The following is a 25,554-nucleotide window of genomic DNA, read 5'->3' as shown; positions in this document are numbered from 1 at the left end:
GCGCAGCGGCTTGCCGACGACACACCCGTGACTGGCGATTGTCGGCACGTGCCAGTGGCTCAGCGCGGCTTGAAGGTACGGCGTCCGGTGCTCTTGCTCTTGCCAGTATCGGCGGTGCCTGTCGTGGTCTTGCGTTTGCCTGAGCTGCGGCGTTTCTTCTTCCATGGCGCGCCCTTGCCGGCGGCGGGCGCGGGTGGCCCGTTTATGGTCAAGCGCATGCCCGCGTAGCGTTGCACCAACTTGCCCATCCAGGCCGACTGGCGCGTGACGAATTCATCCAGGCTCATTTCACCGTTCTGCACCATGTCCAGCGCTTGCTCCCAGATGGCCGTCGTGCCAGGGTCGGCAATCGCCTTGGGCACCGCGTCGATCAGGCTGAACGCGGCGGGAGTGGCCGACAGGGCCTTGCCGTGCTTGATCAGGTAGCCACGATCGAGCAGGCCTTGAATGATACTGGCGCGGGTGGCTTCGGTACCGATACCGGTGGTTTCCTTGAGCTTCTGCTTGAGCTTGGGGTCGTCCACCAGCTTGGCGACGTTTTTCATCGCCTTGATCAGGTCGCCTTCGGTGAAGGGCTTGGGCGGCTGGGTCCACAGGTCCTTGAGTTGCAGCTCCTGAAGTGGGCAGTCGTCACCTTGTTTCAGTGAGGGCAGCACCTGAACTGGTGGGGCCTCGCGACCCCTGGTGGCGGTGGCCGAGGAGGACTTGGTCGTCGAGCTCAGGGCCTCGGGCAAGGCGCGGCGCCATCCGGGTTCGACGATGTGCTTGCCGATTGCGCGCAACGCATGGCCAGCGCACTCGAGCTCGGCTTGAGTACGGTCGTACTCGTGATGGGGCAGGAACTGCGCCAGGTAGCGTGCACGGATGAGCGTGTAGACCGACTTGTGCTTGGGCGGCAGGCGCGCCGGATCGCTGACTGCGACGGTCGGGATGATGCCGTGGTGGGCGCTGACCTTGGCGTCGTTCCAGGCGCGCGAGCGCCGCTCTGATTGCAGGTACGGCTGCAGGGGGGCCAGGCTTGAGTCGGCACGTTGCAGCGCCGCGAGAATGGCGGGCGCCTCCGCGTGCTGGCTGACAGGCAGGTAGCCGCAGTCGCTGCGCGGGTAGGTGATCAGCTTGTGGGTTTCGTACAGCGCCTGGGCAATATCCAGGGTCTCCTGTGCACCCAGGCCGAACTTCTTCGAGCACAGCTCCTGCAGCGTGCCGAGGTCGAAGGGCAGCGGCGCCGCCTCGCGTACGCGCTCGGTCTGCACCTTGAGTACCCGGGCGCTGCCAGCGGCCTGCATCTGGCTCGCCGCGAGCTGGGCCAGCGCCTGGTTCAGGCAGCGGCCCTGGTCGTCGCAAGCCTCTTGCGGCGCGCGCCAGTGCGCGCTGAACAGACTGTCGGCATGGGAAAGCTGCGCTTCGATGGCCCAATAGGCCACGGGTACGAAGTCGGCGATGCTGCGATCACGGTCCACGACCAAGCGCAGCGTCGGGGTCTGTACCCTGCCCACTGGCAGCACGCCTTGATAGCCCGACTGACGCCCGAGCAGCGTGAACAAGCGGCTCATGTTCATGCCGATCAGCCAGTCCGCCCGGGAGCGGCCCAACGCGCAATGGTAGAGGCTGAACGTGTCGCTGCCTGGGCGTAACTGGCCCAGGGCCTTGCGGATCGAGGCGTCGTCCAGTGCCGACAGCCAGAGGCGCTGGACCGGGCCGCGATAACGACAGTGCTCGACCAATTCACGGGCGATCATTTCCCCTTCACGGTCGGCGTCGGTGGCGATCACCAACTCGCGGGCTTCGCCCAGCAAGCGCTTGACCGCCTTGAACTGGCTGGCGGTCTTGGGCTTGACCAGCATCTTCCAGCGTTCGGGGATGATCGGCAGGTCGTCCAGCGTCCAGCGTTTATAGCGGGCGTCGTAGCTGTCTGGCGGTGCGGTTTCCAGCAGGTGGCCAATGCACCAGGTCACGCACACATCGGTGCCCTGCCAGCAGCCGTCGGCCTTGCGGTTGGCGCCCAGTACCTTGGCGATATCCTTGGCTTGGGAAGGCTTTTCACAGAGAAAAAGACGCATGGCGGTGAACGCTTGATCAGAAACGATGGACGCTAGGATGGGCAAGCCAACGCGCTCACGCAAGCTTTATCTGTATGTATGTACAGTTTTGCAGTCAGCGAATATGTCCTTGGATTTGGCATGAACGTCAGTGCCGCAGGGTTGGCTGACTCACCAGTCTCGTGCCAGCGTTACCAGATGCCCCGGATGTGTCATTGGACGATGTCACCGGGCCTTTCCTCTGTCTCATTACAAGGACGTCACCCATGCCACTGTTCGATTACCGTCAACTCGACTCGGCGACTTCATCTGCGCTGTTCAAAGACGCCTTGCTGCTGGCCAGTTACGCGTATCACGCCATCGACGATGGCTTCATCGCCGGCTACGAGAAACACGGCTTCGGCCTGGGTTTGCCAGCGACGTTGGTCAAGGCGCTGATCGGTGGTACCGACAGCCAAGGCGTGATCCCTGGCATCCCCTGGAACCCCGATGCCGAAGCCCGCGCCCTGGCGCAGGTCAAAGCCGCCGGATGGACGCCGATCAGCGCCGCGCAACTGGGCTATCAGGGCAAGACCGATGCCCGTGGCACGTTCCATGGCGAGGCGGCGGGCTATACCAGCGCGCAGGTGGAGGTGCTGGGTCGCTATGGCGCCGAGGGTCAACTCAGTGCCATCGGTATCGCCTTTCGCGGCACCAGCGGCCCGCGGGAAAACCTGATCGGCGATACCCTCGGCGATGCCATCAACGACCTGCTGGCTGCCATTGGCCCGGCCGACTATGCGCGTAATTATGCCGGCAATGCCTTCGATCGCCTGCTCGGCGATGTCGCCACGTTGGCCCGTGCCCATGGCCTCACCGGCGCGGACATCACCGTCACCGGACACAGCCTGGGCGGGCTGGCGGTCAACAGTCTGGCCGACCTGAGCGCCAGCCGGTGGGACGGTTTCTATCAGCAGGCCCGCTATCTGGCCTTTGCCTCGCCGACCCAGGCTGCCGATGCCAGCCAAGTGCTCAACATCGGCTACGAGAACGATCCGGTGTTCCGCGTGCTCGACGGCACCTCGGTGACCTGGGCCACGCTGGGCGTGCACGATGCCGCCAAGCCCTCGACCACCGATAACCTCGTCAATTTCAACGATCACTACGCCTCCGACGCCTGGAATCTGCTGCCGTTCTCCATCGGTAACATCGCCACCTGGCTGTCGCACCTGCCGGGTGCCTATACCGACGGCCTGAGCAGGGTCGTCGATTCGCCGTTCTATCAATGGACCAGCCGCGATTCGACCGTTGTGGTCAGTAACTTGTCCGACGTCACCCGCGGCTCGACCTGGGTCCAGGATCTGAATCGCAATGCCGAGCCTCACACTGGCAGCACCTTCATCGTCGGCTCCAGCCAGGATGACCTGATCCAGGGCGGACGCGGCAACGATTACCTGGACGGCGGCGCGGGTAACGATACCTTCCGCGATGGCGGCGGCTTCAACATGATCGACGGTGGTTCGGGTCATGACACCTTGCAGCTCGACAATGCGCTGGCCAGCGTTGCAATTGCCCGCGATGGCCAGGGCACGCTCTACGTGCGCGATGCCGCCGGCGGTATCAGCCTGGTGCGCAACGTCGAGGCGCTGGTCAGCAAGGAAGCCAGCCTGATGCTCCTGCGCAAGGAGGTGTCCCATGCGGTGACGGAGCAGGGGCTACTGAGCAGCGGCAAAGTCGAACCCTACGCGCTGTCGCTGCAAGGCAGCCAGGGCGCCGATCACCTGCAGGCCGGTTCGCAGGGCAGTTGGTTGTTCGGCTTGGCCGGGGATGACCGGCTGGCGGGAGGTGCCGGCGACGACGTCCTGATCGGCGGCGCCGGCAACGATGTGCTCAGTGGCGGCGCTGGACGCGACACCTTCCTGTTCAGCGGGCATTTCGGCCAGGATCGTGTGCTGGACTTCAGCGCGCAGGATCGACTGGTGTTCATCGGTGTGGATGGGGGGACTGCGCTGCCGGACTGGCGCGATCACCTGAGCCGGGCGGGCGATGATCTGCTGCTCAGTTTCGGCGCCGACAGCGTGACCTTGGTGGGCGTCGCCAGCCAGGGGCTGGCCGACGGACAGGTCGTCATCGCCTGATCCAAAGGCCGCCAAGCGGCCCTCGAATCATCGCTCCCAGCGCTCAGCGGCAGTTGCCGGCCTTGCGATAACCCGCCGACTGGGCCTGGGACTCGGATTCGAATGTCACCAGGTTCTTCGCCGATACCTGGCCATAGCTCGGGCAGCCCGTGGGCAGGTGATAGACCCGGCTGTTCTGGTTGCCGACAATCATGCCAGCCGACCCCGTTCCCGCCTTGGGTTGCGGCGTCGGGGTCGAGGGTTTGGCCGGGGTGTCCGGCAGGCGGCTGACCACGCCATCGCCGACAGTCTTGTAGCCAGCGACCCAGCGTCGTTCGCCGCTGACGAACGGATTGCCATGGCCCATGACCGCAGCGATACGGCCGTCGCGTTCACGCTCCCACGCTGAGACGGGGTACTGCTTGTCCCAGGCCATCAGCAGTTGCTGTTGTTGGCGCGACATGTTCAGGCCGTAGCGATCGAACATGTAGAAGGTGGTACGCGCCACCAAGCCCTTGACCTCGTCGCGCGGCTCGGCAGCCCGTTGGTTGAAGTCCACGCGGGTCTTGCACTGGCCGTACTGCGGCCCGACCCCAGAAGCCATGCCGTAGTTGAAATTGCTGCGATCGCCATTCACTTCGCCTACGGCCGGATACAGATTGAACAGGTCGGCCTCCATGGCGCGAAACACTGGATCGTCGTCCACGCAGTGCTCGCGGCCACCGTTCTTCCAACACTGGCGCTGATGGCCGAAGGTCCAGGCGGGCACGATGTGCTCCCACTCGGTGCGCTCGGCGCGGTTGGCTTGCTTGCGCGGCTGCAGGCCGCAGGAGGCGGGATCGATGCGCCCGCCGGATTTGCCCACCCAGGTCCATTGGCAGCCGCAGTACAGGTCACCCATGGCACTGCTGGCCTGGTCGAGGTAAATCTTTTGTTTGGCGACCACCTTGGCTTCAGCGAAGGTCGCTGGAGGGGCGGCGAGGGCGGGGGTGGTGACGAACAGGAGCAGGGCAACAACGGACAACAGTCTTTTCATGGGTCAACGCAACATCATCGTTCGGTAGTCGGGGAAGGTGGGGTAAGGCAGGCAGTATCAGTCGTCCTTGGGAACGGTCCAGAAGATCTGGATGCCACCATCGTCGCGGTGGGCAAGGGTGACGTTGTCGTTCTCGGCAATTTCTCCGAGCAGGGTTTCCCAATCGTCGGGCGACTCATGTTCCAGGCGGAAGATCAGCGCGGCGCGGCTGCGCTGGGCCATGGGGCTGTTGATGATCTTCTGGATACGGGTGCCCAATTGCGCGTAGCTGCTGAGCGCAGCGGCGGGACTGGCCATGGAGCTTTTCCTTGTTTTGCTGTATGCGCGTACAGTATTTCACCGTCAGTTTTTTCGCAACAGCGTGTCGGGTATAAGCTCAGGTTTTGTAGCTGCTGATGGTAGAGGGCAGGGTGAGCGCTGGCGTAGGTTCGCCCACTCGACAGGTCGATAAGGCGAAGGCCAGTGCCCGATGCACCAGCCTTGCGCCCATTGGCAATCAGTATTCCCAGAAGATCCGCTGCAACTCTTTGCTGTCCTGGGTCTTGGTCATTGCGACCATCGCCAGGATCCGTGCTTTTTGCGGATTCAGATCGTGGGCGACTACCCAGTCGTTCTTGTCATCGGGTTGTTCTGCGTTGCGCAGCACGAAACCACCTTGGTTGACGTGGGACGAGCGGATGATCTGCACGCCATTCTTGCGCAGTTCCTGCAAGGCCGGCACGACCCGCGACGAGACCGAGCCGTTGCCCGTACCGGCATGGATCAGCGCCTTCGCGCCGTTCTGGGCCAGGGCTTTGTAGGCGGTGTCGGTCACGTTGCCGTAGCCATAGGCGATGTCCACTTGGGGCAGGTTGCTGATCTGCTTGATGTCGAACTCGGAGTTGAGGGTATGGCGCTTGGCCGGCAGACGGAACCAGTACGATTTACCCTCGACCACCATGCCCATCGGGCCCCAGGCGCTCTTGAAGGCCTCGGTCTTGATGTTGACCGCTTTGCTCACGTCGCGGCCGGACTGGATTTCGTCGTTCAGGGTCACCAGTACGCCTTTGCCGCGCGACTGCTTGTCGCCTGCCACAGCCACGGCGTTGTAGAGGTTGAGCATGCCATCGGCGGACATCGCGGTACCCGGGCGCATGGAGCCCACCACCACGATCGGCTTGTCGGTCTTTTCCACCAAGTTGAGGAAGTAGGCCGTTTCTTCCAGGGTGTCGGTACCGTGGGTGATGACGATGCCATCGACGTCGCTGCTGTCGGCCAACTCGGCGACGCGCTTGGCCAGTTTGAGCAGGTCGTCGTTGCTGATGCTTTCCGAAGCGATCTGCATCACCTGCTCACCGCGCACGTTGGCGATGTCGGCCAGTTCCGGTACGCCGGCGATCAGCTTGTCGATGCCCATCTTGGCGGCTTGGTACGTGGCACTGTTGGCTGCGCTGGCGCCGGCACCGGCGATGGTACCGCCGGTGGCGAGGATGACCACGTTGGCGAGCTTCTGCTGCTGCTCGGCTTCTTTCGCGCTGACCGACAGCGGCAGGGCCAGGAGCAGGGCGAGGGCAGTGGGGGCGAGGGTCTTGAGTGCTGCGGTCTGCATTTTTCTTCTCTCTTCCAAATGAGATGGTTGTTTTATTCGCGCTGCAATGTAGGCATGTTCCGTACCAAAGCGGGAAGTGTGAGCCCAAATGCGACGGGGCAGTGATTACCCGTGAGACCCGCTGCTGTTTATGTTCGAAGTCCCGAACGGTTCGATGAAAGTTATTCGGCACTCCGACTCTTCAGGCGGATAAACTCCGTGAATGCAGCGGCAAGCGTCTGGCGCGATGTCATTTGACAAAACAGACCACCGTTCTCATAGTGAGCAAACGCAAACGTTTGCGATCCGATAAAAAACACAAGATTCGGAGTTGATCCCATGAAATTGCCATTCCCCGGCCGTCTGCTGGCCATTGCCGTACTCTCCACACTCTCGCTTGCCGTCTCGCTGCCTGCGGCGCACGCCGAAGACAAACCGAAAGTGGCGCTGGTCATGAAGTCGCTGGCCAATGAGTTCTTCCGCACCATGGAAGACGGCGCCAAGGACTATCAGAAAAGCCATGCCGATGAATTCGAGCTGATTGCCAACGGTATCAAGAACGAAACCGACACCGGTGAGCAAATCCGCATCGTCGAACAGATGGTCAATGCGGGTGCCAAGGCGCTGGTCATCGCGCCGGCCGATTCAAAAGCGCTGGTATCGGCCGTGAAGAAAGCCATGGACCGCGGCGTCGTGGTCATCAATATCGACAACCGCCTCGATCCTGAGCTGCTCAAGAGCAAGGGTATCAGCGTGCCCTTCGTCGGCCCCGACAACCGCAAGGGTGCACGTATGGTCGGCGAGTACCTGGTCAAGGAAAAACTCAAGGCTGGCGATGAAGTCGGCATCATCGAAGGGGTATCGACCACCACCAATGCTCAGCAGCGCACCGCAGGCTTCAAGGATGCGATGGACGCTGCGCAGATGAAGATCGTCTCGGTGCAGTCCGGCAACTGGGAAATCGACAAGGGCAATGCGGTCGCCGCCTCGATGCTCAATGAATACCCCGACCTCAAAGCGCTGCTGGCCGGCAACGACAGCATGGCGTTGGGCGCGGTTTCAGCCGTGCGCGCGGCTGGCAAGGCCGGCAAAGTGCAGGTGGTCGGGTACGACAACATCAACGCGATCAAACCGATGCTCAAGGATGGCCGGGTACTCGCCACCCTCGATCAGGCCGCCAGCCAGCAAGCGGTGTTCGGTATTCAGGCGGCGCTGAAGATGGTCAAGGGCGAGAAGCCCGATGTCGATGCCGACAATGTGATCCAGACCCCGGTGAAGTTGATCACCGAGTGACCGTTGCGCGCCTCGCGGGGCGCGTAGAGTCAATTCAGGAGAGAAGCGGCCATGTCCGTATCGGCCAATGAAGTGGTGCTTGCTGTCAGCGGGCTGGGCAAGACTTACGCCCAGCCCGTGCTTGGCGATGTCACCTTGCAGTTGCATGCCTGCGAGGTGCTTGCCCTGACCGGCGAGAACGGTGCCGGCAAGAGCACCCTGTCCAAGCTCATCAGTGGCCTGGAAACCCCGACCACCGGGCACATGAGCTACCGCGGCCAGCCCTACAGCCCGGCTAGCCGCAGCGAGGCCGAGCGGCTCGGCGTGCGCATGGTGATGCAAGAGCTCAACCTGCTGCCGACCCTGACCGTCGCCGAGAACCTGTTCCTCGACAACTTGCCCAGTCGCGCCGGGTGGATCAGCCAGAAGCGCCTGCGCCAGTTGGCGACGGCGGCCATGGCGCAGGTGGGGCTGGAGGCCATCGATCCCGATACTCCGGTCGGCGAGCTGGGCATCGGCCATCAGCAAATGGTCGAAATTGCCCGCAACCTGATTGGCGATTGCCACGTACTGATCTTCGACGAGCCCACGGCCATGCTCACGGCTCGCGAAGTTGAGCTGCTGTTCACCCAGATCGAGCGTCTGCGTCAGCGCGGCGTGGCCATCGTCTACATCTCCCATCGATTGGAAGAGCTGCAGCGGGTTTCGCAACGCATCGCCGTGTTGCGCGATGGCAAGCTGGTGTGCGCCGAGCCGATCGCCCGTTACAGCAGCAACGAGCTGGTCAACCTGATGGTCGGCCGCGAAGTGGGCGAGCATATCGACCTGGGTCGCCGGGAGATTGGCGCGCCGCTGCTCAAGGTCGAACACCTGAATCGTGGCGATAGAGTGCGCGATGTCTCGTTCGAGGTTCGCGCCGGGGAGATCTTCGGCATTTCCGGTCTGATCGGTGCCGGGCGCACCGAACTGTTGCGGCTGATCTATGGCGCTGATCGTGCCGACAGCGGCTGTATCCAGCTTGGCCAGCCCCTGCGCCCAGTGACCATCGATTCGCCGAAGGCCGCCGTGCGCGCGGGGATTGCCCTGATCACCGAGGACCGCAAGGGCGAAGGTTTGCTGCTGCCGCACTCGATCAGCGCCAACGTGGCCTTGGGCAACCTGGGGGCCGTGTCCCGGTGTGGAGTGCTCGACGCACAGGCCGAGCGCGAACTGGCCGAACGACAGATCGCCGCCATGCGTATCCGTAGCGCGAGCCCAGCCCAGGCGGTGGGCGAGCTGTCCGGGGGCAATCAGCAGAAGGTAGTGATTGGTCGCTGGCTGGAGCGCGACTGCCAGGTGCTGATGTTCGACGAGCCGACCCGCGGCATCGATGTGGGCGCCAAGTTCGACATCTATGGCCTGTTGGCCGAGCTGGCGCGTCAGGGCAAGGCGCTGGTCGTGGTGTCCAGCGACCTGCGCGAACTTATGCTGATTTGCGACCGCATCGCCGTGCTCTCGGCCGGTCGCCTGATCGAGACCTTCGACCGTGATGGCTGGAGCCAGGATCAGATCCTCGCCGCTGCCTTCGCCGGTTACCAGAAACGTGACGCACTGCTGCATGAGGCAGCTCCCAGGATGGACGCATGAAAACTCCCACCCTCGACTCCGCTGGCAGCAAGCCGGCTCGCCGCTCCGGCACCTACTTCGGCCTGGGCACTTACCTGGGGCTGGCGGGCGCCTTGCTGGCGATGATCGTGCTGTTCTCGTTCCTCAGCAGCCATTTCCTGTCCTACGCCACATTCAGCACCCTGGCCAATCAGATTCCCGACCTGATGGTGCTGGCGGTCGGCATGACCTTCGTGCTGATCATCGGAGGCATCGACCTGTCGGTCGGCTCGGTGCTGGCGTTGGCGGCGTCCACCGTCAGTGTCGCCATTCTCGGCTGGGGCTGGAGCGTGGTGCCCGCCGCGCTGCTGGGCATGGCCATCGCCGCCCTGGCCGGCAGTATCACCGGCGCTGTGACCGTGGCCTGGCGCATTCCCTCGTTCATCGTCTCGCTTGGCGTGCTGGAAATGGCGCGGGGCCTGGCCTATCAGTTCACCGACTCGCGCACTGCCTACATTGGCGATGCCTTCGCCTGGTTCTCCGACCCCATTGCGTTCGGCATCTCGCCGGCGTTCATCATTGCCTTGCTGGTGATCCTGCTGGCACAACTGGTGCTCACTCGCACCGTATTCGGCCGCTACCTGATCGGTATCGGCACCAACGAAGAAGCGGTGCGCCTGGCTGGTATCGATCCGCGCCCCTATAAAGTGCTGGTGTTCGCCTTGATGGGCCTGCTCGCCGGGCTCGCCGCGTTGTTCCAGATTTCCCGCCTGGAGGCGGCAGACCCCAATGCCGGCTCCGGTCTGGAGCTGCAGGTGATCGCCGCCGTGGTGATCGGTGGCACCAGCCTGATGGGCGGACGCGGCTCGATCATCAGCACCTTCTTCGGCGTGCTGATTATCTCCGTGCTGGCCGCAGGCCTGGCGCAGATCGGCGCCTCCGAGCCGACCAAGCGCATCATCACCGGTGCGGTGATCGTCATCGCCGTGGTCCTCGACACCTACCGCAGCCGGCGCGCGACTCGGCGGAACTGAACCATGGCTACCATCAAAGACGTCGCGGCACTGGCGGGGATTTCCTACACCACCGTGTCCCATGTGCTGAACAAGACCCGTCCGGTCAGCGAACCGGTACGGTTGAAGGTCGAAGCCGCCATTGCCGAGCTGGACTATGTGCCCAGCGCCGTGGCGCGTTCGCTCAAGGCACGCAGCACGGCCACCATCGGCCTGCTCGTGCCCAGCAGCGTCAACCCCTATTTCGCCGAGCTGGCCCGTGGCATCGAGGACGGCTGCGAGCGCAACGGTTACTGCGTGATTCTGTGCAATTCCGACGACGACCCGAAGAAGCAGCGTAATTACCTGCGCGTACTGCTGGAGAAGCGCATCGACGGCTTGATCGTCGCCTCGGTGGGCGAGGATCTGGACCTGCTCCAGAGCCTGGCTGCCGTGCGTACGCCAATCGTCATGGTCGACCGGGCGCTGGAGGGCGTCGACACCGACGTGGTGCGTATCGATCACGAACTGGGCGCCTATCTGGCCACCCAGCACCTGCTCGAACTCGGTCATGCCGACATTGCCTGCATCGGCGGTCCGGCCAATACCGGGGTTAGCCAATTGCGGGTCAACGGTTTTCGCCGGGCCATGGCTGAGGCAGGGCTACCGGTCGCCGAGCAGCAGGTGCTGCATTGCGACTTCACCAGCCCTGGTGGTCACGCAGCGGCCGCGCAGTTGCTCGATGGTGCGCGGCCCACGGCGATCTTTGCCGGCAACGACATGATCGGCTTCGGCGTGCTGCGGGCGGCGGCCGAGCGCAACATCGACGTGCCGGGTCAACTGTCGGTCATCGGCTTCGACGACATCGAGCTCAGCCGTTATGTGTATCCGCCGCTGACCACGGTCGGCCAGTCGATTCGTGAGCTGGGTGACAGTGCTGCGCAATTGCTGTTGTCGCGCATCGTCACCCCGCGCCGCGAGGCGGGTGAGCAACGTATCGTCGCGCCGCGCATCGTACTGCGCGAATCCACTGGGCCGCGCCCGAATCTGTTCAATGATTACCGTTAAGGAACACCCATGCATGCCAAGGTCGTAGTGGTCGGCAGCCTCAACATGGACCTGGTGGCCCGTGCCGAGCGTTTGCCGCGAGGCGGTGAAACCCTCGCCGGCGACAGTTTCTTCACCGCTCCCGGTGGCAAGGGCGCCAATCAGGCCGTGGCCGCGGCGCGTCTGGGCGCCAGCGTAGCGATGATCGGCAATGTCGGAGACGATGCCTATGGCCAGCAACTACGCCAAGCGTTGCAGGACGAAGGTGTCGACTGCCAGGCGGTGGCCATCTGCGAAGGCGTGTCCAGCGGTGTGGCGCTGATCGTGGTGGATGCTGCAAGTCAGAATGCGATTGTCATCATCGCCGGTGGCAACGGTCAGTTGACCGCCGAGTCGGTAGAGCGCTTCGACGCCCTGCTGCAGCACGCCGAGGTGGTTGTCTGCCAGTTGGAGGTGCCGCCGGCCACGGTCGCCTGGACATTGGCCCGCGGCCGCGAACTGGGCAAGACGGTGATTCTCAATCCTGCACCGGCCAGCGGCCAACTGCCGACAGATTGGTTCGCCCATATCGACTACCTGATTCCCAATGAGAGCGAGGCCGAGGCACTGACCGGCCTGCCCGTCACGGACCTGGACAGCGCCCGTCGTGCGGCCGAGCGCCTGCGTGAGTGGGGGGCGGGCAAGGTCATCGTGACGCTCGGCGCTCAGGGTGCGCTGTTTGTCAGCGCAGCAGGTGACCAGCACTTCCCGGCGAATCGGGTGAATGCTGTGGATACCACGGCGGCCGGCGACACCTTCGTCGGCGGATTCGCTGCCGGGTTGGCCTGCGGCCTGGAGGAGGGTGAAGCGATCGTGCGCGGCCAGCGCGCGGCGGCGTTGTCGGTCACTCGCGTGGGGGCGCAGCCTTCGATCCCGCATCTTGCGGAGCTGGCGCCATGAAGAAGACCGCGCTGCTCAATATCGCCTTGTCGCGCACCATCGCCGGACTGGGTCACGGCGATGTGCTGGTGATCGGCGATGCCGGTCTGCCCGTACCGCCGGGAGTCGAGGTGATCGATCTGGCCTTGACGCCAGGCATTCCGGATTTTGCCAGCGTGCTGCGTGTGGTGCTCAGTGAGATGCAGGTGGAGCGGCATGTGCTGGCTGATGAGATGTTCCAGGCTTCGCCGCCGGGGTTGGTGGCGGTCGAGGAGCAGCATGCGCTGGGGCTGTTGGGCGCGCGCGAGCGTCTGTCGCACGAGGCATTCAAGGTGCTCAGCCGACGAGCGCGGGCGGTGATTCGCAGTGGTGAGTGCAAGCCCTACAGCAACATCGCGTTGATTGCCGGTGTGACTTTTTGAACCGTATTGTTCGTGCGGTCCGCTTGCCGGGTCGGAGTTGTTAACCAAGCTGAAGGAGACGAGCTGAATGTCGATCGAAAAAATCAGACGTTTGCTACAAGGAGCAGTGCTGATGTCCACGATAGCCGCCACCGGTGCCTTCGCCGCCCCGCGCGATTTGATCATCGATACCGACCCCGGTGCCGATGATGTGGTGGCGCTGTTCCTGGCGATGGCCTCGCCAGAGGAACTGAAGATCCGCGCTATCACCACCGTCGCTGGCAACGTGCGCCTGGACAAGACTTCACGCAACGCCCGCCTGGCCCGCGAGTGGGCCGGGCGCGAAGACATTCCGGTGTATGCCGGGGCAGGGCGGCCACTGGTGCGCACGCCGATCTACGCGGCCAACGTCCACGGCGAGGAGGGCCTGACCGGTGTTGCCGTGCATGAGCCGCGTCAACCGCTGGCCAACGGCAATGCTGTGCAATACCTGATCGATACCCTCGATGCGGCTGAGCCCCACAGCATTACCCTGGCCATGCTCGGCCCGCAGACCAACCTGGCCCTGGCATTGATCCAGAAGCCGGAGATCGTCAAGGGCATCAAGGAAGTGGTGGTGATGGGCGGCGCCCATTTCAACGGCGGCAACATCACCCCGGTGGCCGAGTTCAACCTTTACGCCGACCCGCACGCGGCCGAGGTGGTGCTGGCCAGTGGCGTGAAGCTGACGTACCTGCCGCTGGATGTGACCCACAAGATCATCACCAGCGATGCACGGCTCAAGCAACTGGCCGCCGTTGGCAACGACGCCAGCCACAAGGTGGTCGACATTCTCAACGCCTACATTCAGTACGACATCGACAAGTACGGCATGACCGGCGGCCCGGTGCACGATGCCACAGTCATCGCTTACCTGCTGGAGCCGGGGCTGTTCAGTGGGCGGCAGGTCCACATGAGCGTCGACAGCCGTGAAGGGCCGACCTTCGGTCAGACGGTGGCCGACTGGTATGGCGTGCTGGAGCAGCCGGCCAACGTGACCTGGATCGAAGAGGGCAACGCGCAGGGCTTCTTCGATCTGCTCAGCGCGCGCCTGGCTCGTTTGCAATGATCGTTTGCGGCGCGTAGCGCTCGAACACCTGTTCGATGAAGCCGCGTGCCGCTTCCCCACCGCGTTCGCGTACCAGCAGGTCGACGGCGATCAACAGCAGCTCCTCCGGTGTACCTGGGCTGTAGGCACTTTGGCCCTCGGCCCATTTGACCTTGATGTCGGCGACGATACTGTGGCTGTTCATGGATGTACTCGCGAAGCTGCTGGAGCCTGGGTCGGAGGGAGGAGGCTGACGCACTCCACGGCGCGCCAGTAGACCATGCCTGTGCTGTCGGCGCGCTGCGACCTAAGCATAAGTCCCCAGCGTGCTGCCACCAAGGGTGCGATGCAAAATCCCGTCACGATTGCATTTCGCTTCGCTTGATGGGCTGAGGCAGACTTAGGCGGTTTTGCAACGAACTGTAAGCGTCACGGTCGCATATGACAGTTCCCAAGATCACTAGGAGGATTCATGTTCCGTACTCGCGTTTCCCTGGCAGCCCTGCTGGTTGCAGCGGCACTGGCCGGCTGCAGCACCGGTGGCTCGTCTGATGCTGCCAGTACTGCCCCTGTTGCCGCAGCAGGCGGCGATGGCCGTTGCAGCGCCAGCGGCGCCGACTTCACTGTTGGCAAGCCCGGCACGCCAGAGCTGCTCGAGCAGGCACGCAAAGCCAGTGGTGCGCAGATCGCGCGAATCCTCAAGCCGCAGGACGTGGTTACGCTTGAGTACCGTTCCGAGCGTCTGAACCTGAATGTCGATCAACAGGGCAGAGTGGTACGCGCCAACTGTGGCTGAGTGACAGTCGCCCACAAAAAAACCCGCCGATGAAGGCGGGTTTTTTACTGCAGCGACCGAATTACTCCGGACGAACCTGAGCAGCCTGCATGCCCTTCTGGCCTTTTTCGGCGACGAAGGAAACAGTTTGACCTTCTTTCAGGCTCTTGAAGCCGTCAGACTCGATGGCCTTGAAGTGAACGAACAGGTCGTCGCCGCCGCCAGCTGGAGTGATGAAGCCGTAGCCTTTCTCATCATTGAACCATTTGACGGTGCCTTGTTGGCGGTTGGACATGAGGTGAATCTCCAGAACATTTAGTTTTTCAGTGGTGCAATGTGGCCGGGGCTACATGCGCACCGGCAACATCATAGTCTAATTCTGCTTATGTAGCGCCGTTTACCTTAGCTCGATACTGATCTAGCGCAAGCTAGGAGTGATCGGCAGTGTGTCCACGTCACTGCTTGTCTTTCATGCAGGCTTCCTGCACAACCATCTGTGCTTTCTGCATCAAGGGTGCGTCTACGCCATCCTTGCTATCGAGATCCTTGATCTCTTTATCGCTGAGCTTGGCCTTGAGGGCGGTGGCACCGCATTCGCAGTGCTGCTTGGCATCAGCAGCGCTCAAACCCTGGGCGGTGGCGGCTGGCTGGCATTGAGCCATATACGCCTGTTCCCCGCCTGGCGGAAATTTACCTGCATGGGCAGCCAGCGGCAGCAGCAAGACGCTCGCAGCGCACGCGGCCAGAAGAGACTGAACTCGCATAACCAGACACTCCTTGGTTTAGGTCTCATCAAGAGTAGGATGCTTCAGTCCGTCTGATAGGGTTTTTTCCGCACAAGTTCACCCTTGCCGCGTAATTTCCAAATATTTCTGCGATATCCGTAACCTGCGTGCTAGCATGCCCGGCTTGCAGCTCAACCCTTGCAGCTCGCAACTTTTTTCCAGTCACTCTGGTTCGTCCCTGAAAGGCCGAAAGGCTTCTGCCACTGTGAGGCAGGCTCTCCCACGGGAAAGTCAGGTCGGATCTTGTACTGGCTCATCCCAACCCACGTGACCTTTGGTAGGGGTCACCACTAGGAGAGGAGGCGCCATGCCCACCATTACTCTTCCCGATGGCAGTCAACGTTCATTCGACAAGGCCGTAACCGTAGCCGAAGTCGCCGCCTCCATTGGCGCAGGTCTGGCCAAGGCCACCCTGGCCGGCAAGGTAGACGGCAAGCTGGTCGACGCGTGCGACCTCATTGAACGCGATGCCACCCTGCAGATCATCACCCCAAAAGACGAAGAGGGACTGGAGATCATCCGTCACTCGTGCGCCCACCTCATTGGCCACGCGGTGAAGCAGCTGTACCCCACCGCCAGGATGGTGATCGGCCCGGTGATCGACGAGGGCTTCTATTACGACATCGCCTACGAGCGTCCTTTCACGCCCGAGGACCTCGCCGCCATCGAACAGCGCATGCATCAACTGATCGACAAAGACTACGACGTCGTCAAGAAGATGACTCCACGTGCCGATGTCATCGATGTGTTCACTGCCCGCGGCGAAGACTACAAGCTGCGTCTGGTCGAAGACATGCCGGACGAACAGGCCATGGGCCTGTACTACCACGAAGAATACGTCGACATGTGTCGTGGTCCGCACGTGCCGAACACGCGCTTCCTCAAAGCGTTCAAGCTGACCAAACTGTCTGGCGCCTACTGGCGTGGCGATGCCAAGAATGAGCAGTTGCAGCGTGTGTACGGCACCGCCTGGGCTGACAAGAAGCAGTTGGCGGCCTATATCCAGCGTATCGAAGAAGCTGAAAAGCGCGATCACCGCAAGATTGGCAAGCAGCTCGACCTCTTCCACCTGCAGGAAGAAGCTCCAGGCATGGTGTTCTGGCACGCCAACGGCTGGACGGTGTACCAAGTACTCGAGCAGTACATGCGCCAGGTTCAGCGTGAGAACGGCTACCAGGAAATCAAGACCCCGCAAGTGGTCGACCGTATTCTTTGGGAGCGTTCCGGGCACTGGTCCAACTATGCCGAGAACATGTTCACCACGTCGTCGGAGAATCGTGACTACGCGGTGAAGCCGATGAACTGCCCTTGCCATGTGCAGGTGTTCAATCAGGGCCTGAAGTCCTACCGTGACCTGCCGCTGCGCTTGGCGGAATTCGGTGCGTGCCACCGCAATGAGCCCTCGGGTGCGCTGCACGGCATCATGCGTGTGCGTGGCTTCGTGCAGGACGATGCACATATCTTCTGCACCGAAGAGCAGGTGAAGAAGGAGGCGGCCGACTTCATCAAGCTGACCCTGGACGTGTACAAAGACTTTGGCTTCACCGATGTCGCCATGAAGCTGTCCACTCGTCCGGTCAAGCGCGTCGGTTCCGAAGAGTTGTGGGATCGCGCTGAAGGTGCGCTGGCAGACGCCTTGAATGAATCCGGTCTGGAGTGGGAGTACCAGCCAGGCGAGGGTGCCTTCTACGGTCCGAAGATCGAGTTCACCCTGCGCGACTGCCTGGGTCGTAACTGGCAGTGCGGTACGCTGCAGTACGACCCGAACCTGCCGGAGCGCCTGGACGCCAGCTACATCGCCGAAGACAATGCGCGCAAGCGTCCGGTGATGCTGCACCGCGCCATCCTCGGCTCGTTCGAGCGCTTCATCGGCATGCTCATCGAGCACTATGCCGGTGTGTTCCCGGCTTGGCTTGCGCCGACCCAGGCGGTGATCATGAACATTACCGACAAACAGGCTGATTTTGCCCTTGAAGTGGAAAAATCCCTGAACGGTAGCGGTTTCCGTGCCAAGTCCGACTTGAGAAATGAGAAGATCGGCTTTAAAATCCGCGAGCATACTTTGCTCAAGGTCCCGTACCTTTTGGTTATAGGGGATCGCGAAGTCGAAACGCAAACCGTCGCTGTGCGGACTCGCGAAGGCGCAGACCTGGGCTCCATGCCCGTCGCCCAGTTCGTTGAGCTCCTGTCGCATGCGGTTTCCCGGCGTGGTCGCCAAGAATCGGAGTAATGACTATTAAGCGTGAAATGAGAAACGATAAACGAACTGCACCGAAAGCCCCGATCAACGAGAATATCTCGGCACGCGAGGTTCGGTTAATTGGCGCTGACGGCGAGCAGATTGGCATCGTCTCGATTGATGAAGCGCTTCGAATCGCTGATGAAGCGAAGCTGGATCTGGTGGAAATTTCCGCCGACGCTGTCCCGCCTGTCTGCAAGGTGATGGACTACGGCAAGCACCTCTTCGAGAAGAAGAAGCAAGCCAACGAAGCGAAGAAAAACCAGAAACAGATCCAGATTAAAGAAATCAAGTTTCGTCCAGGGACGGAAGAAGGGGATTACCAGGTAAAACTACGCAACCTGGTACGTTTCCTTAGCGATGGGGACAAGGCCAAGATCTCTCTGAGATTCCGCGGCCGCGAGATGGCCCACCAGGAGCTGGGCATGGAGCTGTTGAAGCGGGTCGAAGCCGACCTTGCCGAATACGGTTCCGTTGAACAGCATCCTAAGATGGAAGGACGCCAGCTTATGATGGTCATCGCTCCCAAAAAGAAGAAGTAATCTCCCGGGCACGGCAGGCCTGATGATTATTGTGTAATTTTATCGAATGCGGAGTTCCAACATGCCAAAAATGAAAACCAAGAGCGGTGCTGCGAAGCGTTTCCTGAAAACAGCTTCCGGCTTCAAGCACAAGCACGCTTTCAAGAGCCACATCCTGACCAAAATGTCGACCAAGCGTAAGCGTCAACTGCGCGGTGCCAGCTTGCTGCACCCGTCTGACGTGGCAAAAGTCGAGCGCATGCTGCGCGTACGTTAATTTCGGTCAAAGATAGAGGAAGTTACTCATGGCTCGTGTAAAGCGTGGCGTCATCGCTCGTAAGCGTCACAAGAAAATTCTGAAACTGGCTAAAGGCTACTACGGTGCACGCTCGCGCGTATTCCGCGTTGCCAAGCAAGCGGTCATCAAGGCAGGCCAGTACGCCTACCGCGACCGTCGCCAGAAGAAGCGTCAGTTCCGCGCTCTGTGGATCGCTCGTATCAACGCCGGTGCCCGCACCAACGGTCTGTCTTACAGCCGTCTGATTGCTGGCCTGAAAAAGGCGTCGATCGAAATCGACCGCAAGGTTCTGGCCGACCTGGCAGTGAACGAAAAAGCGGCGTTTGCTGCGATTGTCGAGAAAGCTAAAGCCGTTCTGGCTTAAGTACCCGCGACAATCATCCACCGGCACACCGTGCCGGCGGGTGTAAAACGTCATCGATAGGGGAAGAGCCTTCAAAGCTCTTCCCCTATTTTCGTATCTGGAGTCTGTACATGGAAAACCTGGACGCGCTGGTCTCCCAAGCCCTTGAGGCCGTGGAGCGCGCTGAAGACATCAATGCCCTGGAACAGATCCGGGTCCAATTTCTCGGCAAGAAGGGCGAACTGACCCAGGTGATGAAGACCCTGGGCAACTTACCCGCCGAAGAGCGCCCCAAGGTCGGAGCGCTGATCAACGACGCCAAGGAACGCGTCACTGACGTGCTCAACGCCCGTAAGGCTGCCTTCGAAGAAGCTGAGCTGAACGCTCGCCTGGCCGCCGAATGCGTTGACGTCACGCTGCCAGGTCGTGGCCAGGCCACCGGTGGCCTGCACCCGATCACCCGCACCCTTGAGCGCATCGAGCAGTTCTTCACTCATATCGGCTACGGCATCGCCGAAGGTCCTGAGGTCGAAGACGACTACCATAACTTCGAAGCGCTCAATATCCCCGGCCACCATCCGGCCCGGGCGATGCACGACACGTTTTATTTCAATGCCAACATGTTGCTGCGTACCCACACCTCGCCGGTGCAGGTGCGCACCATGGAAAGCAGCCAGCCGCCGATCCGCATCGTCTGCCCAGGCCGCGTCTATCGCTGCGACTCGGATATCACTCATTCGCCGATGTTCCACCAGATCGAAGGCCTGCTGGTCGACCGCGACATCAACTTCGCCGATCTCAAGGGCACCATCGAGGAGTTCCTGCGGGTGTTCTTCGAGAAAGAACTGGCGGTGCGTTTCCGTCCCTCGTTCTTCCCCTTCACCGAGCCGTCCGCCGAAGTCGACATGGAGTGCGTGATGTGCTCCGGCAAAGGCTGCCGCGTGTGCAAGCAGACCGGCTGGCTGGAAGTGATGGGCTGCGGCATGGTCCACCCGAACGTGTTGCGCATGTCCGGAATCGATCCCGAAGAATTCTCCGGCTTCGCCTTCGGCATGGGTGTCGAACGCCTGGCCATGCTGCGTTATGGCGTCAACGACTTGCGTCTGTTCTTCGACAACGACCTGCGGTTCCTGGCGCAATTCCGCTAGGCCACACCTCGACGCAATCTTCAGGAGAACAGCATGAAATTCAGTGAACAGTGGCTGCGCGGTTGGGTCAACCCGCATGTCTCCCGTGACGAACTGGTCGCCCGCCTGTCCATGGCCGGCCTTGAAGTCGACAGTGTTACGCCGGCGGCTGGCCAGTTCAGCGGTATCGTGGTGGGTGAGATTCTCGCCACCGAACAGCATCCGGATGCCGATAAGCTGCGTGTGTGCCAGGTCAGCAACGGTCAGGAGACTTTCCAGGTTGTCTGCGGCGCGCCCAACGCTCGCCCCGGCATCAAGATCCCCTTCGCCATGATTGGCGCCGAACTGCCGGGCGACTTCAAGATCAAGAAGGCCAAGCTGCGCGGCGTCGAGTCGTTCGGTATGCTCTGCTCGGCCGCTGAACTGCAGATCAGCGAAGAAAACGACGGTTTGCTGGAGCTGGCTGCCGATGCGCCGGTGGGCGAAAACATCCGCCAGTACCTCAACCTGGATGACGCCAGTATCGAGATCGGCTTGACCCCCAACCGTGGCGATTGCCTGTCGGTGGCGGGGTTGGCGCGCGACGTCAGCGCCCTGTACGACGTCCCGGTCACCCGCCCAGTGGTGCCTGCCGTGGCGGCAGTCCATGACGAAGTACGCCCGGTCGAAGTCAGCGCCCCTACCGCGTGTCCGCGTTATCTGGGGCGCGTCATCCGTAACGTCGACCTGAGCAAACCCACCCCCTTGTGGATGGTCGAGCGCCTGCGTCGCAGTGATGTGCGCAGCATCGACGCCGCCGTCGACATCACCAACTACGTCATGCTCGAGCTCGGCCAGCCCATGCACGCCTTCGATCTCGCCGAGATCAATGGTGGCATCCACGTGCGCATGGCCGAGGAGGGCGAGAAGCTGGTTCTGCTCGACGGTCAGGAGGTTGCGCTGCGTAGCGACACGCTGGTCATCGCCGACCACTCGCGCGCCCTGGCCATCGCGGGTGTCATGGGCGGTGAGCACAGTGGCGTCAATACTGAAAAAACCCGCGATCTATTCCTGGAAAGCGCGTTCTTCGAGCCGGTGTCCGTCGCTGGCAAGGCGCGCTCCTACGGCCTGCACACCGATGCCTCGCACCGTTTCGAGCGTGGAGTCGATTCGCAACTGGCCCGCGAAGCCATGGAGCGTGCTACCGGCTTGGTGTTGGAGATCGTAGGCGGTGAGGCCGGCCCGATTGTCGAAACCGTGAGCGAGCAACACCTGCCCAAGGTCGCGCCGGTCACCCTGCGCGCCGAGCGCCTCAGCCAGATGCTCGGCATGGACATGGATCCTGCCCAGGTCGAGCAGTTGCTCAATGCCCTGGAGCTGAAAACTCAGTCCAATGGGGAAGGGGTGTGGACTGTCCAGATCCCGAGTCATCGCTTCGACATTAGCCTTGAAGTCGATTTGATCGAAGAGCTGGCGCGTCTGTACGGTTACAACAACCTGCCAGTGCGCTATCCACAAGCTCGCCTGGCACCCAAGGCCCGGTCGGAAGCCCGCGGCGAGCTGCCGATTCTGCGTCGTCTGTTGGTGGCCCGCGGCTACCAAGAAGCGATCACCTACAGCTTCATCGATCCCAAGTTGTTCGAGCTGTTCACGCCAGGTGTCGAACCGCTGCTGTTGGCCAACCCGATTTCCAGCGACATGGCCGCCATGCGCGCCTCGCTGTGGCCGGGTCTGATCAAGGCGCTGCAGCATAACCTCAACCGCCAGCAAGATCGCGTGCGTCTGTTCGAAAGCGGCCTGCGCTTCGTTGGACAACTGGGCGACCTCAAACAGCAACCGATGATTGCCGGCGTGATGACTGGAAGTCGCTTGCCAGAAGGCTGGGCCAACGGCCGTGATAGCGTCGATTTCTTCGATGTCAAAGCCGACGTCGAGGCTCTGTTGGGCTACTCGGGTGCGCTGTCCGACTTCACCTTCAGCGCAGGCAACCATCCGGCCCTGCACCCTGGTCAGACCGCCCGTATCGAGCGTGACGGCAAGGAAGTGGGCTATGTGGGCGCCATCCATCCGGAACTGGCCAGGACGCTGGGTCTGGAGCGTCCGGTGTTCGTCTTCGAGTTGGTGCTGGGCGATGTGGTCGAAGGCCGCTTGCCGAAGTTCAGCGAGCTGTCCAAGTTCCCTGAAACCCGCCGCGACCTGGCATTGATTGCAGGCCGAGAGGTTGCTTCGAGTGCGGTGCTTGAATTGATTCGTGACAATGCAGGCGAATGGCTCACAGACCTCAGGCTGTTTGATGTCTACCAGGGTAAAGGCATTGATCCTGATAGAAAAAGCCTGGCGGTCGGCTTGACCTGGCAGCATCCATCGCGCACTCTTAACGACGATGAGGTGAACGCCAGCTTGCAGAATATCCTCACCTCGCTCGAACACAGGTTGAACACCACGTTAAGGAAATAACGGCATGGGTGCTCTGACGAAAGCTGAGATGGCCGAAAGGCTGTACGAGGAGCTGGGGCTGAACAAGCGCGAGGCCAAGGAGCTGGTCGAGCTGTTTTTCGAAGAAATTCGTCATGCGCTTGAAGAGAACGAGCAGGTCAAGTTGTCCGGTTTCGGTAACTTCGACCTTCGCGACAAACGCCAGCGGCCGGGCCGCAACCCCAAGACTGGGGAAGAGATCCCGATCACCGCTCGCCGTGTCGTCACCTTTCGTCCAGGGCAGAAACTGAAAGCCCGGGTTGAGGCCTATGCTGGAACCAAGTCATAACGACGAGCTGCCCCCCATTCCGGGGAAACGCTACTTCACCATTGGTGAGGTGAGTGAGCTTTGTGCGGTAAAGCCGCACGTGCTCCGTTATTGGGAACAAGAGTTCCCGCAGCTCAATCCGGTCAAGCGCCGCGGTAATAGGCGGTATTATCAGCGTCAAGACGTGCTGATGATTCGGCAGATCCGCGCCTTGCTGTATGACCAAGGTTTCACCATTGGCGGGGCGCGCTTGCGGCTCTCCAGTGATGAGGCCAAAGATGATACGACTCAGTACAAGCAACTAATTCGGCAGATGATTGTCGAGTTGGAGGATGTGCTGGTGGTGTTGAAGAAGTGATCTGTCGACTGAGCGATGGAAAATTTTTGAAAAAAAGCTTCCATTATTCAAAAGGTTAGGTTAAATTCTTCACCGTTCTCAGCGGTATCGAGAATGATGTCGGGGCGTAGCGCAGCCCGGTAGCGCACTTGCATGGGGTGCAAGGGGTCGAGTGTTCGAATCACTCCGTCCCGACCAAAATACTCCAAGAAATCCAGTCACTTAGCGGTGGCTGGATTTTTTTATGCCTGAGGCCATAGTGACTTTTCGAGTGACTTCGCCTTTTTCTCATCCGATCCTCCTTTTCAGAATGGTCAGCACGGGTCCGCGCGAGTCGGTGGCCGACACCTTGTTTGCTGCATCAATCAACTGACCAATCTCTGCGCCTGAGTAGTGGCTCGTCACGCTGCCGTTCTTGTGGCCCAGCAGCGACTTGCGATCCTCTTCTGAAACTCCGGCTGCCTTCAGGCGCCGTCCGAAGGTATGCTTCAGGTCGTGAATCCTGATGGAAGCGAACCCAGGGTGTGCCGGCCGCAAATGCTGCTCCTGCCAGAGCTTTGCCGCGCGCACCCGCGCTTTCTTCCAGGCCGAGTCGTTCATCCTGTGCATCGCGGTTCCGTTGTAGGGGAAAACCCATTCCCGTGACTGGCCGCGCTGCTTTTCGATGATCGACCTGGCCACGCTGTTCAGCACGACCAGGCGCTCGTCCCTGTTCTTCACTCCCGAGTTAGCGTGCCGTCCGCCGAACTCGGCGGGTATAAGGAAAACGCTGGTGTCGAGCTCGGGCACCGAAATCTCCCAATCCCACCTCAACTTGCAGACCTCCTGCTCTCGGCACCCTGTGTTCACTTTGAACAAGGCCATCCGCTGCAGGTGGTCGGGCAACTCACCGAAGAGAACCGATTGCTCCTCCCATGACATGGGGTAGGGCTTCCGGCTCGCCTTCTTCTCCTCGAGCTTGGTGAGCAGTGGCACGCTGTCCAGCCACGGTCTGCGCTCCTCGTCCCGCCACTTCCTACACGCCAGCGACAGGACGCGAATTGCTCGCTCGATGGCGATGTTCACCGTCCTGTTGCTCACCCCCTTCTTCACCTTCCCATCTGGCAGCACCACGTCAGCCTTCCGGTCTCGGATGAATGGCGCCAGCGCTTCGTCATCTATATGCGTCAACGGTAGGTGGCCGATATAGTCGTCGAGCTGGTTCAGATAGAGCGCCGTGATGCGCAGCGAAGGCTGGTCCTTGTGCTCGACCAGATACCGCGCAGCGGCAGCGCTGAAGGTTTTGGTCTCGCGCACGCCGTACACCTTGCGCAGGCGCATCTTCTCCAGCAGGTGAATCAGGTACTGCTCTGCTTCTTCCCGGTCACAAGTGCCAGTGCTCTCTTGAATTCGCTCTCCCCTGTAGATTTTGTCGATTTTCCAGATGCCGCTGGGCATTTTCTGGAGGCCTGTGATTGCCTTTTTGGCCATGGTTTCTCCTTGGAGGTCACGGCCAGGCGCTCGCTGCGGGGCCGATTGTTGTCCTGATCGGTCGCCTTTTCAACGGCCATCGCTTCGATGTATGCGTCGACCCAAGCGTCCAGTTCTAGGCGATCGAAGCCAATGCCCTGTTTCCCAATGGGAAACTCCCGGACGTAGGGTCTGACCGAGTTCTTGAATTCTTCCTTGCACATGCCGAGGTATCCGGGGGCCTCGCCGGCCCGGATGATCCTCGGCACAAGGCCCGGCTGAGCCGCGGCCGTGGCATTTGCCATGTTGGTCTCCACGCCGCCACCGGCGGCAGGTTGGTGGTCAGGCCGTAGCCTTGGCGATGGTTTGCTCGAAGCGCGCTGCCAGTTCGGCGTTGACTTCGGCCTTGGCCAGGCTGTCGGCGGTGCCCTTCGCGCGGTGCAATGCTTCGTACTTGCGCAACTGGGCGGCAGCGTCGATCAAATCGGCCAACATTAGCGGCGCCGCGGCGATCAGCTTGGCGTTGGCCCGGCGCAAGTCGCGGCTGAGTTCTGCCGGGCCGATTTCGGCGAAGGTCACGCAGTCGCCGCAATCCGCGATCATCCATCCATCGGATGGAAGCGCCTTCACGCCGTCTCCGCTGTCGGCGCCGAGGCCGGTGAAAACCTCGGTTTCGTTCAGGACTTCCCATGGACCGGGCGTGTGTTTGCGTTTCGTCATGGCAATAGCTCTCCATGCCCGCGCATGTCGGCGGGCAGATGTGGTAAAAGAATTATTTGAAAAAGGGGGATCACATGGGCAAGACAGCTAAACCGTTCTATCTGGTGGCCGCGCCACTCATCGCTACCGGAGCAGCGTTCGCCGCTGTGGGTGCATCCGGACAAGCAGCCTTTGGCTACACCGCCGTGGGTCTGCTTGT

The 25,554-nt window shown here is 61.5% G+C and carries 26 protein-coding genes and 1 tRNA gene; 18 read left to right on the top strand and 9 right to left on the bottom strand.

The genetic code is table 11. The features are described from left to right. Positions 1–59 precede the first annotated feature (59 nt). Entirely contained in the window at positions 60–2,060 is a 2,001-nt protein-coding gene (locus tag Q7C30_RS01950) for a DNA topoisomerase III (protein ID WP_317870460.1), read from the bottom strand. 245 nt (positions 2,061–2,305) lie between these two features. On the opposite strand from Q7C30_RS01950, the gene Q7C30_RS01945 reads away from it, so the two are divergent. Beyond that, positions 2,306–4,156 carry a polyurethanase gene (locus tag Q7C30_RS01945; RefSeq protein ID WP_317870458.1) on the top strand — a complete coding sequence of 617 codons (1,851 nt, stop codon included), beginning with the start codon at positions 2,306–2,308 and terminating at the stop codon, positions 4,154–4,156. 43 nt (positions 4,157–4,199) lie between these two features. On the opposite strand, the gene Q7C30_RS01940 is transcribed toward Q7C30_RS01945, so the two are convergent. The 3 genes from Q7C30_RS01940 to Q7C30_RS01930 form a co-directional block, all read right to left on the bottom strand. Continuing rightward, positions 4,200–5,171, bottom strand: a complete 972-nt coding sequence (locus Q7C30_RS01940) for an endonuclease (RefSeq protein ID WP_029613132.1) — start codon at positions 5,169–5,171, stop codon at positions 4,200–4,202. A 57-nt stretch (positions 5,172–5,228) separates the two neighbouring features. Beyond that, the gene (locus Q7C30_RS01935) at positions 5,229–5,468 is read right to left on the bottom strand and encodes a DUF1654 domain-containing protein (protein WP_295487755.1); all 240 of its coding nucleotides are present in this window, start codon (positions 5,466–5,468) and stop codon (positions 5,229–5,231) included. Between the two features lie 199 nt (positions 5,469–5,667). Continuing rightward, complete coding sequence (locus Q7C30_RS01930; RefSeq protein WP_295487753.1) at positions 5,668–6,759, bottom strand: asparaginase; 1,092 nt, start codon at positions 6,757–6,759, stop codon at positions 5,668–5,670. Between the two features lie 318 nt (positions 6,760–7,077). Here Q7C30_RS01930 and Q7C30_RS01925 point away from each other — a divergent pair, with 318 nt between their 5' ends. The 7 genes from Q7C30_RS01925 (at position 7,078) to Q7C30_RS01895 (ending at position 14,060) form a co-directional block, all read left to right on the top strand. Next, positions 7,078–8,031, top strand: a complete 954-nt coding sequence (locus Q7C30_RS01925; protein WP_039576869.1) for a sugar ABC transporter substrate-binding protein — start codon at positions 7,078–7,080, stop codon at positions 8,029–8,031. 51 nt (positions 8,032–8,082) lie between these two features. Further along, positions 8,083–9,636, top strand: a complete 1,554-nt coding sequence (locus Q7C30_RS01920; RefSeq protein WP_317870456.1) for a sugar ABC transporter ATP-binding protein — start codon at positions 8,083–8,085, stop codon at positions 9,634–9,636. Next, the gene (locus Q7C30_RS01915) at positions 9,633–10,628 is read left to right on the top strand and encodes an ABC transporter permease (RefSeq protein WP_039576874.1); all 996 of its coding nucleotides are present in this window, start codon (positions 9,633–9,635) and stop codon (positions 10,626–10,628) included. Before Q7C30_RS01920 ends, Q7C30_RS01915 begins: the two co-directional genes overlap by 4 nt. 3 nt (positions 10,629–10,631) lie before the next feature. Next, positions 10,632–11,654, top strand: a complete 1,023-nt coding sequence (locus Q7C30_RS01910) for a LacI family DNA-binding transcriptional regulator (protein ID WP_317870455.1) — start codon at positions 10,632–10,634, stop codon at positions 11,652–11,654. Positions 11,655–11,663: 9 nt separating this feature from the next. After that, positions 11,664–12,572, top strand: a complete 909-nt coding sequence (gene rbsK, locus Q7C30_RS01905; protein WP_317870454.1) for a ribokinase — start codon at positions 11,664–11,666, stop codon at positions 12,570–12,572. Then, a complete protein-coding gene (gene rbsD, locus Q7C30_RS01900) occupies positions 12,569–12,973 on the top strand; it encodes a D-ribose pyranase (protein WP_029613135.1) in 405 nt (134 codons plus the stop codon). Before rbsK ends, rbsD begins: the two co-directional genes overlap by 4 nt. A 67-nt stretch (positions 12,974–13,040) precedes the next feature. Next, complete coding sequence (locus tag Q7C30_RS01895; protein WP_317870453.1) at positions 13,041–14,060, top strand: nucleoside hydrolase; 1,020 nt, start codon at positions 13,041–13,043, stop codon at positions 14,058–14,060. Here Q7C30_RS01895 and Q7C30_RS01890 read toward each other — a convergent pair. Further along, on the bottom strand, positions 14,032–14,244 hold the full coding sequence (locus Q7C30_RS01890) for a hypothetical protein (RefSeq protein WP_317870452.1): 213 nt from the start codon (positions 14,242–14,244) through the stop codon (positions 14,032–14,034). The genes Q7C30_RS01895 and Q7C30_RS01890 overlap by 29 nt on opposite strands. 267 nt (positions 14,245–14,511) lie before the next feature. Here Q7C30_RS01890 and Q7C30_RS01885 point away from each other — a divergent pair, with 267 nt between their 5' ends. Beyond that, a complete protein-coding gene (locus Q7C30_RS01885) occupies positions 14,512–14,835 on the top strand; it encodes an I78 family peptidase inhibitor (RefSeq protein WP_304484281.1) in 324 nt (107 codons plus the stop codon). A 61-nt stretch (positions 14,836–14,896) separates the two neighbouring features. Here the strand turns inward: Q7C30_RS01885 and Q7C30_RS01880 are convergent, their stop codons facing one another. Both Q7C30_RS01880 and Q7C30_RS01875 read right to left on the bottom strand, forming a co-directional pair. Continuing rightward, on the bottom strand, positions 14,897–15,109 hold the full coding sequence (locus Q7C30_RS01880; RefSeq protein WP_012313861.1) for a cold-shock protein: 213 nt from the start codon (positions 15,107–15,109) through the stop codon (positions 14,897–14,899). A 160-nt stretch (positions 15,110–15,269) separates the two neighbouring features. Continuing rightward, positions 15,270–15,578, bottom strand: a complete 309-nt coding sequence (locus Q7C30_RS01875; protein ID WP_029613139.1) for a hypothetical protein — start codon at positions 15,576–15,578, stop codon at positions 15,270–15,272. A 328-nt stretch (positions 15,579–15,906) separates the two neighbouring features. Here Q7C30_RS01875 and thrS point away from each other — a divergent pair, with 328 nt between their 5' ends. The 9 genes from thrS (at position 15,907) to Q7C30_RS01830 (ending at position 23,384) form a co-directional block, all read left to right on the top strand. Then, positions 15,907–17,829, top strand: coding sequence for a threonine--tRNA ligase (thrS, locus tag Q7C30_RS01870; RefSeq protein WP_317870451.1), 1,923 nt, complete (start codon positions 15,907–15,909; stop codon positions 17,827–17,829). After that, positions 17,829–18,380 (top strand): translation initiation factor IF-3, encoded by a 552-nt coding sequence (gene infC / locus Q7C30_RS01865; RefSeq protein WP_205419309.1) that lies wholly within the window; start codon positions 17,829–17,831, stop codon positions 18,378–18,380. The genes thrS and infC overlap by 1 nt, the downstream gene beginning before the upstream one ends. A gap of 61 nt (positions 18,381–18,441) precedes the next feature. Further along, a complete protein-coding gene (gene rpmI / locus Q7C30_RS01860) occupies positions 18,442–18,636 on the top strand; it encodes a 50S ribosomal protein L35 (RefSeq protein WP_003250667.1) in 195 nt (64 codons plus the stop codon). A gap of 28 nt (positions 18,637–18,664) precedes the next feature. Beyond that, the gene (gene rplT / locus Q7C30_RS01855; RefSeq protein ID WP_003250671.1) at positions 18,665–19,021 is read left to right on the top strand and encodes a 50S ribosomal protein L20; all 357 of its coding nucleotides are present in this window, start codon (positions 18,665–18,667) and stop codon (positions 19,019–19,021) included. Positions 19,022–19,131: 110 nt separating this feature from the next. After that, positions 19,132–20,148, top strand: coding sequence for a phenylalanine--tRNA ligase subunit alpha (gene pheS / locus Q7C30_RS01850; protein ID WP_317870450.1), 1,017 nt, complete (start codon positions 19,132–19,134; stop codon positions 20,146–20,148). 33 nt (positions 20,149–20,181) lie between these two features. Then, the gene (gene pheT, locus Q7C30_RS01845) at positions 20,182–22,563 is read left to right on the top strand and encodes a phenylalanine--tRNA ligase subunit beta (RefSeq protein ID WP_317870448.1); all 2,382 of its coding nucleotides are present in this window, start codon (positions 20,182–20,184) and stop codon (positions 22,561–22,563) included. Between the two features lie 4 nt (positions 22,564–22,567). Next, positions 22,568–22,870, top strand: coding sequence for an integration host factor subunit alpha (gene ihfA, locus Q7C30_RS01840; RefSeq protein WP_029613142.1), 303 nt, complete (start codon positions 22,568–22,570; stop codon positions 22,868–22,870). After that, a complete protein-coding gene (locus Q7C30_RS01835) occupies positions 22,851–23,207 on the top strand; it encodes a MerR family transcriptional regulator (protein ID WP_009394050.1) in 357 nt (118 codons plus the stop codon). The genes ihfA and Q7C30_RS01835 overlap by 20 nt, the downstream gene beginning before the upstream one ends. 100 nt (positions 23,208–23,307) lie before the next feature. Then, a tRNA-Pro gene (locus tag Q7C30_RS01830) sits at positions 23,308–23,384 on the top strand. 90 nt (positions 23,385–23,474) lie between these two features. Here the strand turns inward: Q7C30_RS01830 and Q7C30_RS01825 are convergent. Beyond that, complete coding sequence (locus tag Q7C30_RS01825) at positions 23,475–24,656, bottom strand: tyrosine-type recombinase/integrase (protein ID WP_317870447.1); 1,182 nt, start codon at positions 24,654–24,656, stop codon at positions 23,475–23,477. A gap of 321 nt (positions 24,657–24,977) precedes the next feature. Next, positions 24,978–25,355, bottom strand: coding sequence for a hypothetical protein (locus tag Q7C30_RS01820; RefSeq protein WP_317870446.1), 378 nt, complete (start codon positions 25,353–25,355; stop codon positions 24,978–24,980). Positions 25,356–25,554: the final 199 nt, after the last annotated feature.

This window comes from Pseudomonas sp. RAC1, from assembly GCF_030658255.1.
Classification (GTDB): Bacteria; Pseudomonadota; Gammaproteobacteria; order Pseudomonadales; family Pseudomonadaceae; genus Aquipseudomonas; species Aquipseudomonas boreofloridensis.
Note: the sequence above shows the minus strand (reverse complement) of the source record. Positions and strands in the feature narration are given on the sequence as shown.

What these genes read in the sequence shown, in the direction of transcription:
- Q7C30_RS01950 (WP_317870460.1), bottom strand. Translation starts at nt 2,060, where the DNA reads ATGCGTCTTTTTCTCTGTGAAAAGCCTTCCCAAGCCAAGGATATCGCC.
- Q7C30_RS01945 (WP_317870458.1), top strand. Translation starts at nt 2,306, where the DNA reads ATGCCACTGTTCGATTACCGTCAACTCGACTCGGCGACTTCATCTGCG.
- Q7C30_RS01940 (WP_029613132.1), bottom strand. Translation starts at nt 5,171, where the DNA reads ATGAAAAGACTGTTGTCCGTTGTTGCCCTGCTCCTGTTCGTCACCACC.
- Q7C30_RS01935 (WP_295487755.1), bottom strand. Translation starts at nt 5,468, where the DNA reads ATGGCCAGTCCCGCCGCTGCGCTCAGCAGCTACGCGCAATTGGGCACC.
- Q7C30_RS01930 (WP_295487753.1), bottom strand. Translation starts at nt 6,759, where the DNA reads ATGCAGACCGCAGCACTCAAGACCCTCGCCCCCACTGCCCTCGCCCTG.
- Q7C30_RS01925 (WP_039576869.1), top strand. Translation starts at nt 7,078, where the DNA reads ATGAAATTGCCATTCCCCGGCCGTCTGCTGGCCATTGCCGTACTCTCC.
- Q7C30_RS01920 (WP_317870456.1), top strand. Translation starts at nt 8,083, where the DNA reads ATGTCCGTATCGGCCAATGAAGTGGTGCTTGCTGTCAGCGGGCTGGGC.
- Q7C30_RS01915 (WP_039576874.1), top strand. Translation starts at nt 9,633, where the DNA reads ATGAAAACTCCCACCCTCGACTCCGCTGGCAGCAAGCCGGCTCGCCGC.
- Q7C30_RS01910 (WP_317870455.1), top strand. Translation starts at nt 10,632, where the DNA reads ATGGCTACCATCAAAGACGTCGCGGCACTGGCGGGGATTTCCTACACC.
- rbsK (WP_317870454.1), top strand. Translation starts at nt 11,664, where the DNA reads ATGCATGCCAAGGTCGTAGTGGTCGGCAGCCTCAACATGGACCTGGTG.
- rbsD (WP_029613135.1), top strand. Translation starts at nt 12,569, where the DNA reads ATGAAGAAGACCGCGCTGCTCAATATCGCCTTGTCGCGCACCATCGCC.
- Q7C30_RS01895 (WP_317870453.1), top strand. Translation starts at nt 13,041, where the DNA reads ATGTCGATCGAAAAAATCAGACGTTTGCTACAAGGAGCAGTGCTGATG.
- Q7C30_RS01890 (WP_317870452.1), bottom strand. Translation starts at nt 14,244, where the DNA reads ATGAACAGCCACAGTATCGTCGCCGACATCAAGGTCAAATGGGCCGAG.
- Q7C30_RS01885 (WP_304484281.1), top strand. Translation starts at nt 14,512, where the DNA reads ATGTTCCGTACTCGCGTTTCCCTGGCAGCCCTGCTGGTTGCAGCGGCA.
- Q7C30_RS01880 (WP_012313861.1), bottom strand. Translation starts at nt 15,109, where the DNA reads ATGTCCAACCGCCAACAAGGCACCGTCAAATGGTTCAATGATGAGAAA.
- Q7C30_RS01875 (WP_029613139.1), bottom strand. Translation starts at nt 15,578, where the DNA reads ATGCGAGTTCAGTCTCTTCTGGCCGCGTGCGCTGCGAGCGTCTTGCTG.
- thrS (WP_317870451.1), top strand. Translation starts at nt 15,907, where the DNA reads ATGCCCACCATTACTCTTCCCGATGGCAGTCAACGTTCATTCGACAAG.
- infC (WP_205419309.1), top strand. Translation starts at nt 17,829, where the DNA reads ATGACTATTAAGCGTGAAATGAGAAACGATAAACGAACTGCACCGAAA.
- rpmI (WP_003250667.1), top strand. Translation starts at nt 18,442, where the DNA reads ATGCCAAAAATGAAAACCAAGAGCGGTGCTGCGAAGCGTTTCCTGAAA.
- rplT (WP_003250671.1), top strand. Translation starts at nt 18,665, where the DNA reads ATGGCTCGTGTAAAGCGTGGCGTCATCGCTCGTAAGCGTCACAAGAAA.
- pheS (WP_317870450.1), top strand. Translation starts at nt 19,132, where the DNA reads ATGGAAAACCTGGACGCGCTGGTCTCCCAAGCCCTTGAGGCCGTGGAG.
- pheT (WP_317870448.1), top strand. Translation starts at nt 20,182, where the DNA reads ATGAAATTCAGTGAACAGTGGCTGCGCGGTTGGGTCAACCCGCATGTC.
- ihfA (WP_029613142.1), top strand. Translation starts at nt 22,568, where the DNA reads ATGGGTGCTCTGACGAAAGCTGAGATGGCCGAAAGGCTGTACGAGGAG.
- Q7C30_RS01835 (WP_009394050.1), top strand. Translation starts at nt 22,851, where the DNA reads ATGCTGGAACCAAGTCATAACGACGAGCTGCCCCCCATTCCGGGGAAA.
- Q7C30_RS01825 (WP_317870447.1), bottom strand. Translation starts at nt 24,656, where the DNA reads ATGGCCAAAAAGGCAATCACAGGCCTCCAGAAAATGCCCAGCGGCATC.
- Q7C30_RS01820 (WP_317870446.1), bottom strand. Translation starts at nt 25,355, where the DNA reads ATGACGAAACGCAAACACACGCCCGGTCCATGGGAAGTCCTGAACGAA.